This is a genomic window from Paenibacillus lactis, assembly GCF_017873605.1.
GTDB classification, from domain to species: Bacteria; Bacillota; Bacilli; order Paenibacillales; family Paenibacillaceae; genus Paenibacillus_AQ; species Paenibacillus_AQ lactis.
Genome location: NZ_JAGGKI010000021.1, coordinates 63,915 through 74,741 on the forward strand (window position 1 = coordinate 63,915; position 10,827 = coordinate 74,741).

The 10,827-nt window shown below is 54.8% G+C and carries 7 protein-coding genes; all 7 read right to left on the bottom strand.

Annotated elements, in window-relative coordinates; all coding sequences use genetic code 11:
* Nucleotide 1: 1 nt before the first annotated feature.
* On the bottom strand, nucleotides 2–1,105 hold the full coding sequence (locus J2Z18_RS26135) for a DgaE family pyridoxal phosphate-dependent ammonia lyase (protein WP_007132603.1): 1,104 nt from the start codon (nucleotides 1,103–1,105) through the stop codon (nucleotides 2–4).
* Nucleotides 1,083–2,186, bottom strand: a complete 1,104-nt coding sequence (locus tag J2Z18_RS26140; RefSeq protein ID WP_040740236.1) for an EF_0837/AHA_3915 family putative deacetylase — start codon at nucleotides 2,184–2,186, stop codon at nucleotides 1,083–1,085. The genes J2Z18_RS26135 and J2Z18_RS26140 overlap by 23 nt, the downstream gene beginning before the upstream one ends.
* Nucleotides 2,187–2,447: 261 nt before the next feature.
* The gene (gene bglX / locus J2Z18_RS26145; protein WP_050954095.1) at nucleotides 2,448–4,649 is read right to left on the bottom strand and encodes a beta-glucosidase BglX; all 2,202 of its coding nucleotides are present in this window, start codon (nucleotides 4,647–4,649) and stop codon (nucleotides 2,448–2,450) included.
* A gap of 17 nt (nucleotides 4,650–4,666) precedes the next feature.
* Nucleotides 4,667–7,081: a beta-galactosidase gene (locus J2Z18_RS26150; protein WP_007132606.1), complete on the bottom strand. Its 2,415-nt coding sequence runs from the start codon at nucleotides 7,079–7,081 to the stop codon at nucleotides 4,667–4,669.
* Between the two features lie 201 nt (nucleotides 7,082–7,282).
* Complete coding sequence (locus tag J2Z18_RS26155) at nucleotides 7,283–8,560, bottom strand: hypothetical protein (protein ID WP_007132607.1); 1,278 nt, start codon at nucleotides 8,558–8,560, stop codon at nucleotides 7,283–7,285.
* 33 nt (nucleotides 8,561–8,593) lie between these two features.
* Entirely contained in the window at nucleotides 8,594–9,853 is a 1,260-nt protein-coding gene (locus J2Z18_RS26160) for a glucoamylase family protein (protein ID WP_007132608.1), read from the bottom strand.
* Nucleotides 9,854–9,881: 28 nt separating this feature from the next.
* Nucleotides 9,882–10,820: a carbohydrate ABC transporter permease gene (locus J2Z18_RS26165; protein WP_007132609.1), complete on the bottom strand. Its 939-nt coding sequence runs from the start codon at nucleotides 10,818–10,820 to the stop codon at nucleotides 9,882–9,884.
* Nucleotides 10,821–10,827 lie beyond the last annotated feature (7 nt).

Consider the following 10,827-nt stretch of genomic DNA (forward strand, 5'->3'; position numbering starts at 1 on the left):
GTCATTTTCCCCCTGCAATCTGCTGAATTCTTGTTATGATGACCTGCAGGTCATCGCCGGCAAGCGAGCGCGGATCAATATCGAAATATCCCTGACGTACACCGTAGTCCCGGGTATATACGGCGATCTCGCCTTCCCGTAGCTGATCATTCATCGCCTTGGCGCTGATGCCCGCTGCCTGCTCATCCACTTTGACCCGTCCGCGGAAGATCGCTCGGCCGGCCTCATCCTGCACGATGGCCACGTCGATGCCCGGCAGGCTGGACAGCGTCTTAAGCTCCTCCAGCGCAGCCTTCTCCTGCGCGCTCTTATCTTCCTTCACCATATACTCATCAAGTGCCTGAAGCAAGCCGAACGTTGTCTCCTTGCCGACCTTCATGCTTCGTCCGATACCATGAAGCTGCGCCTTGACCCATTCGACGTATTGGCGTTTGCCGCCGACGATGCCGGAGGTCGGGCCTTCGATTGCTTTGGAGCCGCTGTAGATGGCCAGATCCCCGTATTTCACATACTTCTGGATATCCTCCTCAGCCGCCGCATCGACGATAAGCGGGATACCATGGGCTCTAGCGACTTCGGCCGCTTCCTCAACGGAAATCATGTTCTTCTGAACGCAGTGGTGCGACTTCACATACAAAATCGCCGCGGTGCGCTCATTAATCGCTTCCTCGATATGCTCTTTGCGTCCTTCATTGGCATACCCGACCTCGACCACCTTGCCGCCGCCCAGATAAACCATCGTTTCGACAGGTGCTCCGTACTGGACGTTATGTCCTTTGAACATGATGATCTCATTCTTCGCGATCGGCTCTTGATGGAGTCTGTCGCTCCGTCTCCGCTGGCCCTCCGTCACGATGCCCGCTACCGACAAGGCGATGCCGCTTGATGCCGAGTTCACGACGACGGCGGCTTCGGAGCCGAGAATGCGGGCGATATAATCGCCTGCCTTGTCTACCAGGTCCGCTATTTCGACGTAGCTCTGACCGCCGATCCGCATGGCTTCCATGACGGTATCCGTTGGTGCCGACACTCCGAGTATGCTCATGCGGCCGCTGGCATTGACAACTCGCTTGAGTCCGTATTTAGCATGCAGTGAATGATCCATTGACTACCACTCCTTTAGGTTCGATATAACGGTCGGCAATGCGAGTCTCTCCCTCGGAATCGGTCAAGCTCTGCGGCCCCTGCCGAACCGCAAACAATGTGAGGTGGGCCGCATCGCCCACATGAATTCGGCCGAGCTCCGGCCGTTTCAGCCAAGCCGCCGCCTTGACCGTGACGGCAGAGATGACTTCCTGCAGACTGTAGCCGAGATATAAAAATTTGGTCATCACGCTTGCCAAGCTGTATACGGGGCCATTGATGCGGTTCCCCCGGTAAATATCGGAGCTGATCGTTCCCGGCTCGATCCCATGGTCTTTCGCGAATTCCGCTACCTGGAACGAGAAGCTCGCTGTGCCATGGCCGACATCCATATGAACGCCTCGCTCGATGGCCTTGACCAGGGACGGAATCGGCTTGCCGTCCGGATCGAACAGATTATTCTTTTTGCCGTTCAAATAATGGGTGACGATGTCCCCTTCCTGAAGCAGGTCCAGCACCTCGTTCACCGGTGGAGGCCCGGAACCGATATGCACCATAATCGGCAGCGATGTGCGCCCTGACAATTCCCGGGCACGCCGAAGCGGTTCTACCCCGTTGTCCTTTACAACGCTTTGGCTGATCCGTGCCTTCAGGCCCACGATAAAATCGGGATAAGAACGGGCCGCCTTGACCGCCTTCCCCTGATCGATCCACTCCAGCCTGGACAGCTCATCGATCCGCTGCAGGCCGATGCGGGAGATGTTCAGAAACGCGAACACATTCGTCTTCGAGCGGGCAACCTCAGCGGCCAAATCGCCGATATCGTCCGCTCCGCAGCTTCCTGCGTCCACGATCGTGGCTACGCCCTGCTTGACGCCGATCTCGTCGATGGCATCCCCGTAGGGCTCCAGCTTGGCAACCGCATGAACATGCATATCAATCCATCCGCTGGACACATACAGCCCCGTACCGTCAAATCCGTCCTCGCCCGCCGCCGTGTTGGCCGCGGCAAGCTCGGTGATGAACCCGTTCTCAATCACGATATCGAAGGGTTCTTCCTCGTGCACCGTTCTTACATTCCGCAGCACAAAACGCTGCTTCATTCTCATCACCCCTTCACCTGGCAGAATTTCAGCTTTTTCTTGGGGCATCCATCCGCCAATAGCCTTGCGATAAACAATTTATAGGTATAGCATAGCACAGATCATCGCATACGTGAATATAACGTTATAATGTTTAATCGAATAGTTACTCCATCTTCCATTCTACTAAGATGAGGCTGCCTTTTGTATGGCAAAATAAAAAACAGAGGCTCTCCCAAAGCCATATGGATGACTTGTGGGACAGCCCCGCCAATTCTCAGTTTATAAGGTATAGGTAAATGTGCCGCACTCGATCAAATCTCTAGCGTTCTTGCCGACGAATACCTTGAAATCTCCTTCTTCCACCTCATACTGCTTCTTGGCGGTGAAATACGAGAGCATTTCCGGCTCGATTACAAACTCCACCGTCGCTTTCTCTCCCGGGGCAAGATGGATTTTATGAAAGCCCTTCAGCTCAAGCAGCGGTCTGGACGTGCTGCCCCATAGATCGCGAACGTACATTTGTACGATTTCTTCGCCGGCGTAGTCCCCGGTATTCTGCACCGTCACCATCGCCTTCACGCTGCCGCCCGGCGTTAACGTATCGCCGATCAGCGCGGCGTCCGAATACGTATATTCGGTGTAGCTCAGTCCGTAACCGAACGGATAGAACGGCGCATTCGGAATGTCGAGATATTTGGAGAGGAAACGGAAGTCGTTATCCTCATGCCCTTTCGGTCTGCCGGTGTTCAAGCAGTTGTAGTATACCGGCACTTGCCCGACGGTATACGGAAAGCTCATCGTCAGCTTCGCCGAAGGATTCGCGTCCCCGAACAGCAGGTCGGCGACCGCGTTTCCTCCCTCCGTTCCCGGGAACCACGCTTCCAGAATCGCGGGAACGTGCTCGTGGTACCACTTGAGCTCGAGCGGACGCCCATTGAAGAGAACAAGAACGGTAGGCTTGCCGAGCTTCAGTACCTCCTCTACCAGCTTCGGCTGAACGCCCGGCAACGTTAAGTATGCTCGGCTGCCCGCTTCGCCGCTCATATGGTCCTCTTCGCCCATAGCGAGAATGACGACCTCTGAGGAGGCGGCCGCTTCCAATGCGGCTTGGAAGCCGGAAACGTCATTCGAGCTGTAATCGCACCCGGCTGCAGCCGTGACTTTCACGTCATTTCCTAATTTATTGATAAGACCTTGTTTTACGGTAACCGCCTCTTCCGGTTTTCCGAGCCCGCTCCAACCGCCCAAAATCCGGCCGTTGTCGGCAAACGGTCCGATAACGGCCACCGACTTGATGTCCTTTTTCAGGGGCAGAACGCCGTCGTTCTTTAACAGTACCATCGATTTCTGGGCAGCCTCTCTCGCCAGCTGACGATATTCAGGCTTCAGGTGACCCTTTTTTTCGCGCTCAATGTTGATGTAACGGTACGGATCGTCGAACAGACCGAGCTTGAATTTCAACGTGAGGATGCGTCTGACCGCCTCATCGATCAGCGCAACGTCTACCTCGCCCCTTTCAACCAATTGCTCAAGGTGGCTGATGTATTCCGTCGATATCATCTCGATGTCAAGACCCGCTTCCAGCCCCTGCTTCGCTGCGTCTTCGCCGTCTTTGGAGCTCATATGGAAGATCGTTTCCCAAAGCGAGGTGTAGTCGGAAATGACGACGCCCTCAAAGCCCCACTCCTCTCTGAGCACTTTTCTCAGCAGGAAGGAGTTGGTTGTAGCAGGCACCCCGTCGTAGACGTTAAAGGACGTCATGATCAATTCGGCGCCTGCGTCGATCCCCGCCTTGTAAGCAGGTAAATAGTAATTGCGGAGCGCAGCTTCCGACATATCGACGGTGTTGTAATCCCGTCCGCCCTCCGCCGCGCCGTATGCCGCAAAATGCTTCACGCATGCCGCAACCGTATCGAGCGCCTTCAGATCGTCCCCTTGAAAGCCTCTTACCATCGCTGCGGCCATAAGACCGTTCAAATACGGGTCTTCTCCGGGGCTTTCCATTACCCTCCCCCATCTCGGATCGCGAACGAGGTCCGCCATCGGCGCGAAGGTCACGTTAATGCCCGAGGCGGCGCCTTCCGCTGCGGCAACCCTGGAGGTATCCTCCGCAAGCTTCGGCTCCCAGCTGGAAGCAAGGCCGAGCGGGACCGGAAACACCGTGCGGAAGCCGTGAATAATATCGAACATGAAGAGCAACGGGATTTTCAGCCGATTATGTTCAAGGAATACCTTCTGCACTTCGTACGCCGTTTCGGCATCGGTCGCGCTCAAGATCGAGCCCAAATTCGAAATGAGATCCTTGCTGAGTGTACGCTCGGATACGGGACCGGTCACCGGCGTCGAGACTTCGATTTTTGAATTGTAGGAACGCAGCACGGTTCCCGGGTCGGTCTGGTACATTTGCCCGATTTTTTCGGCAAGGGTCATCTGGGATAGAAGCTCTTCCACTTTCGTTTGGATCGTTGAATCGGTGTGCATCAAGTTGTAGTTCCCTCCTATGACACGAAATGTAGTGTTAAGCTGTCGTTTACTTTGGCGTGCTGGCGCGACACGATCCATGTTCTGCCGTCGTCCTTACGGACCGTGAAGCTTTCGTTCGGAATCACTTCGCGGTCCGTCTCGAGCACGATGATATCTTCAGGCTGGGTCAGCCGGAATTCGAGGCGGTCGTTCTCCACCTTGGCAATTTCCGCGGTCGAATACACAATCTTCACTTCGCCAAAGGTCACATTGAGCGGCAGCATAACCCCGTCTTTGCTTTGCAGCAGCAGTTTACGTCCGCCGAACAGCGGTTGGCCGTTCTCCAGAATACCGATCTCTTTATCGAAGCCGTCCAAATTCAGCACATGGACGAACCGTTCCCCTTTGTTCGTTGCCGTTGAAGTCATAAAGATGCCGTGGTTTTTGCAATCATGCGTCAGCCCCGCTTTCGCGCCGAGAAGCTCCAAGGCTGTCCGGAACAAATCGATATCACACCGATACGAATTGCCGAATACGATCGCGCGTCCCGCTCCGACCTTCGCATCGAACGCGGTCACTTCACCGCTGCCGTACACGCGCATAATCGGCGTTTGGCCGCCGACGTCGAACGTCTGGGCGACATATGCGCGCATTTCCGGCCGCGGAGCCGCCCACCCTTCGGACACGATCGACAGGTAGAAATGGCCCGAATCGCGGAGCAAGCCAAGCGGCTTCACCCCTAACGCTTCCGTCAAAATCGTGCACGGCTTGCCTTCCATATCGAAGCTCGGCAGCTCACCGTAAACGAGCAGCTTTCCTCCCGCATGCAGGTAGTCGGCCAGCTTCCGCTGGATACCGCCGTGCATATAGCGGGCAGACGGCAGCGCGAGAACTGGGGTGACCGAAGGATCAAGCGGCTTATTTTGAATATCGGTGGCGCCGAACCGATAGCCCGCCAGCAGCATGGCCCGGCCCATGATCTCCCAAGCGCCGTGCGCGCGGTTCCCTTCGATATTTTGCAGGATTTCCTTCACGCGCTCGCTGCCCGGATAACGGTATTCCGTCATGTAATAATCCGGAATGAACGCGAAGCTGACGTCGTCGCGTTCCTCGTTCATTCGCGCGAGCTTATCTCCGACAGCCAATATCGTCTTGTTCGTGCGCGCCATTCGCGGAAACGTATAATTGTACTCGCCTTCCGGACTAATCGGAGCGGCAAAGCCGTGGCGTTCGCCGGTAAAGGCGATTCGGTCGTTCCCGTCGCTAGTCGGCATATCCATCCGATAGTTATAGCCGCCGGTCAGCAAATAATAATTGAGAAGCCGGTTCCCTTGCGCGATGCACATCCGGGCTTTAAAATCGGCGGCCGAAGGATCGTTGCGTCCTCCGTACGTTTCGCCGAAGTTGCTGTCGCCGCAGTTGAATTCGACGGAGGTGAGCGGCTGGTCCGGCGTATGCACCGCGTCCATAAATCCGTTGATGATATAAAGATCCTGGAACGTCACCATGTCCAGATCCCCGAAATAGATGTCGGAGCCCGATAAATATCCCGGCGCCTGCGTATATGCTTCATACAGCTGGCTGATGCCGATCGGGAACGTGAACCCGCGGCCCCCGTCCGTCCCGTGAATGTTAACGACGAACGGAACGTCCTTGACGCCGAACTCCTCGGCATAAGAGCGAAGAATAGCAACATAACGGGCCGCTCGGTTCCGCATATAGTAGCCTAAGTCGTGCGTCAGCTCCGGCGCGTATCCTTCCTTCGGAGAGCGAATGCCGGTCTTGCGCGCTTCGGCGTCATCCAAGGAGAATGGATAACGGGCCGACAGCTGCTCCGCGGAATACCGCTGTTTGAGCCAAGCGGCGAAATCGCTCAGCACGCTGTCCGTAAGGTCCGGACAATTGCTGACCCAAGCGAGCATGCCGATCTCATTGTCCAGCTGCACCGCGATAATATTGCCTCCGTTCGTGTAGAGACGGGGCGCCACGACCGCCATCACCGCCCGATACCAGTTTTTGCTGGCCTCAAGGAATCCGGGGGCGAGGTAGTCGACCGTCTTCGTCGTCGCCGGGTTTCCGTCCCAGCCGACCGGAATAATTTCCGGATACTTTGTATAAACCCAGTAAGGCAAACCTTCGTTTTTCATTTCCGCCATAATGAACGGGCCCGGTCTAACGAAAAAGTACAGCTCGTTCTCCTTGCACAGATCGATAAAGCCGATGAGGTTAAGCTCCGGGTGCGTATGCCCGTCAAAATCGAACTCCCCCTCCGCCGGCTCATGACAGAGCCACGGTACATAGCTGGCAACCGCATTGCAGCCCGCTTCCTTCAGCTTGTCGATGCGGTCCTGCCAATCCTCCGGCTTAAGCCGGTAATAGTGAATTTCGCCGCACATGATGATCTGCGGCTTGCCGTCGATGAGGATTTGCTTGTCTTTGATTTCAATCATCGTTTCAAACCCTGCCTTTTTCATTTCGAATTGGTCTAGCGGATGATAACGGCGAAACGTTTCGACAAACGGTGACAACAATTACTTATAGTGCGTGTTCAAAAAGTCGGATTTTCACGAGATTCGATGCCGAGTCTCTTCTAGACTCCCTTCGTGATCAAAAAATGACTTTATGAACAACCTCTTCTCTTATAGATGGTGTTATCTCAACCGGTCCGTGAAGAAAGACATCCCCCGTTTAAAGGCCGTCATGCCGTACAGCATGGAGCTCCAGTCGATCACTGTCACTTTCTCGGGGTACCAGCGGTCCCTTCCTTCCAGATGCCACCAGGAGTAACGATGCAATCCGTATTTGTAAGCCGCTCTATATTTCACTTCATCATCCCGATCCCTCGGATTGGAATAGGTGTCGTACGGAATGTGCAGCCGATATAACGCATAAAGGTCGTGGATGCCCGCAGGGTAGACCGGCAGGAAGCCGGCAACAATGTAGGCGGAAGCGACGTTGCCAGGTGAATCCTCGATTTTATCCGCATGATAAGTGTTGTACAGACCGTCATTGGCGCCGGCTCCATACCCCCATACGTAGGAAGGCACATCGGTAAGCTCTTTCCACTTCAGCCGGTCAGCCGTGCATGCATTCTCATAGTACTGATTATAGATCTCGCTCTTCGCATAATCCGGAACCAAGAAATAAGGGAACTGGTGCACAAACGAAGACAAGAACTTCAAATCGCTCGGATCCTTCGTGTTCGTATCGGTAATAACCGGAATGTCCCGGTAATATTTCATAGGGAATTCATTAATCTTGTGTTCCGCAAATGTGTTATCCCACAACTCTTGGATGTCCGGGTCTACCGGCTGGGCGATTTTCGCCAAGTGGGCAACCAGCACATATTCGTTGTAAGCCGGGAGCGGGGCGATTCCTTGGCCGTCCTTCACGATCATGTTGATGATGCCTCTATGCTTATCTGCGATAACAACACGCCAGTCGATTTGCTCTAACAATTCATGAGCCATCTCGTCGATTTCGGGCATTTTATCCTTAAAATGCTTCCCCGCGAACAAGGCTCCCGCTACCAGCAACGATGTATCGATCGTCGAAATTTCGGAGCCCAGATTCGCGCCTGTCTCCATGTCGATGAAGTGCGCGAAGAAGCCCGTCGCGGCGTCTCTAGCCGGCTTGCAGCCTTCCACATGGCCGAGGACGGCATTAAGCGTAAGCTTGACCTTCTCCGCCGCCTGGTCGTCCCAGCCCTCGTAATCGGCAACAACCAGGCTGATCAAGCCGACCCCGGTCGCAGAGACCGAGCAGCGGGCCTCCGGATTTCTCGCGAAACTGTAATATGCGTCGCCGTAAAGGCCTGTGCGCGGATTGCGGCAAGCATCGATCAACCGGCAGGAGTCCTTATGCTGGCGATCGACAAACGCCTTCACCTTCTCCGAAAGCTGATCATAAACATTCGTCGTTTGTTTCATCGTAATCTCTCTCCATTCGCCGCCTGAAATAGCCTATTTATTTTTGAATTGCAGGGCTTCAAGCCCTTTCTTCACGTAAGGAACCTTCATGAACATGTTCCATACCGTCTCGTCCCGGTAATTGGCGGCCATCAGCAGCGTGATCCCTTTATCGATGCCGATATAATCGGGACCGACCCAGTCGGCATTCAGATTGAACGCATCCTTCAGCCCATATTCGCCGCTTAGATCCGGAACCGTTAGGAAATACTTCAATGCCTCTATGGATTCTTCCGGTGTAAACACCACCGAGCCCAGCGCCCCGGCCGGCGGAACGGTGCCGTCCGCTTGATGGGCCGCATTGTCATAGCCGGAAGGCGGCGAACCGAGCAATCCGTTATAGCCGGCGGGCGAATCGGATGCGGTAAAGCCCCACGACTCTTCCCCCACGCCTTTAAACTTCTCGCTTAGATCGATGGCGAACTGCCGGCTCGCCTGGGAGGCGACGACCGAGTTGTTGAACCAATCAACCCCGTCACGGTCTACCAAGCCGCGAAAGTCGACCCAGGCATGCGAGAACTGATAGGTGAACAGGGAACCGAACCAGGAATGGATGAACGGCTCGGAATTCTTATACGATGCTTTGTGGCGTGTAAAGCCGTCGTAGACGTCAATCGGATGCGTCGGCGAACCGGCGGCCAGCACGTAAAGGGACAGCTGCTCGGCATAAAAGTCCCAATGGCCTTGAAACCCTTTCTCCGGGGAATATGCCATATAGAACTGATTTTTGCCTTTGTCTACGAACCAGGGCCACTCGACGCGCTCATACAGCTGCTCGCTCTTCTTCTGGACATCGCCGCCGAAGTATTGCCCCGCCGTCAAGACGCCGTTCATTAGCAAGCCGGTGTCGATGCTCGAAATTTCGCTGTTCCACTCCCGCTTCCCGGTATCGATGTTCACAAAGTGGTAAAAAAATCCGTGCTCATGCTCCATCCGCAGAAGCGTATCGAGCGTGCGGTCCGCTCTGTCATAGCCTTCCTCGCGGCTGATCCAGCCGTTCTCCACGCCGATCGGAATCGCCGTGAGCGCGAATCCGGTGGCCGCCGTGCTGGCGATCTTCGGATTGCCCGGGTACCGGTCCCTCGTCAAGCCGTAGCCTTCGGAGCCTTCCTCGTGGTTCGTCTGCTCCCATAGATAGTTGAACGACGCCTTGGCCTCAAGGTCCAATTCGTCCGGCTGCTTCTGCGAGCATCCCATCGCCGCCAGCAGCACCACAGCACCGGCCAGCCATGCGATCCATCTTCTGTGACGCAAAGCAAGTGCACTCCCTTCTCAAGCGATCCTATTCGCCTGTGATGCCTGATCGTTCAATGCTCTCTACGAACCAGCGCTGCGTGAAGAAGTAAACGATCAGCAGCGGGATGATATTCAAAAACGTTCCGGCCATATTGATCGCTTCGTTCAAGCTGCGTCCGGTCTGGGCGTTCGGATCGGCCGGGAATACCTTCTGGTACGTTACCGCGAAGTTTTGCAGCTCCAGCGGCAGCGTCGTCAGCTTATCGCCCAAGTACAGCGCCGCGAGCAGCGTTTCGTTCCAATACCAAACCATCGAGAACAAGAAGGAAATGATGAAGGCCGGCACGGCCATCGGCACGCAAATAACGGCAAATATTTTGTAAGCGCCGGCTCCGTCGATTTGTGCAGCCTCCTCGAGCGACTTCGGAATCGACCGGAAAAACTGATAAAAAATCAGAATGAACAGACCGCTTTTGATCCCCTGTCCGAACGCCGCCGGAATGATATAAGAAAATATGCTCCCGATTAATCCGAGATCTTTAAACATCAGGAACTGCGGAATCATCGTAATTTGCGGCGGTATGATGAACGTTGCCAGTACGAGCGCAAACAAGACGGATTTCCCCGGAATCCGGAAGCGGGCAAAGCCGTATCCGATAACGGCCGCCGAAACGGTCTGGACGACGGCAGGAACGAAGGAAGCAAGAACGTTCTGCCACAAGGTATTAAGAAAGTCCATGACCTCGGCTGCCTTGGCGAAATTGTCCATATAAAATCCCGACGGAATATAGGTGATCAACGGATTGATCAGGTCTTCCGTATTCATGAAGCTGTAGGTGATCATATAAAACAACGGGTACAAATAGACGAAGCCGATCAGAGACAGCAAGAAGTATACGGCTAATTTGTAGACAATGCCTTCTCCCGTAAACCCCCACAGGACCCGCTTCGTCTTGTCGATCGTTCTGCGGTCAATCCCTTTCATACCATCC

What these genes read in the sequence shown, in the direction of transcription:
- J2Z18_RS26135 (WP_007132603.1), bottom strand. Translation starts at nt 1,105, where the DNA reads ATGGATCATTCACTGCATGCTAAATACGGACTCAAGCGAGTTGTCAAT.
- J2Z18_RS26140 (WP_040740236.1), bottom strand. Translation starts at nt 2,186, where the DNA reads ATGAAGCAGCGTTTTGTGCTGCGGAATGTAAGAACGGTGCACGAGGAA.
- bglX (WP_050954095.1), bottom strand. Translation starts at nt 4,649, where the DNA reads ATGCACACCGATTCAACGATCCAAACGAAAGTGGAAGAGCTTCTATCC.
- J2Z18_RS26150 (WP_007132606.1), bottom strand. Translation starts at nt 7,081, where the DNA reads ATGATTGAAATCAAAGACAAGCAAATCCTCATCGACGGCAAGCCGCAG.
- J2Z18_RS26155 (WP_007132607.1), bottom strand. Translation starts at nt 8,560, where the DNA reads ATGAAACAAACGACGAATGTTTATGATCAGCTTTCGGAGAAGGTGAAG.
- J2Z18_RS26165 (WP_007132609.1), bottom strand. Translation starts at nt 10,820, where the DNA reads ATGAAAGGGATTGACCGCAGAACGATCGACAAGACGAAGCGGGTCCTG.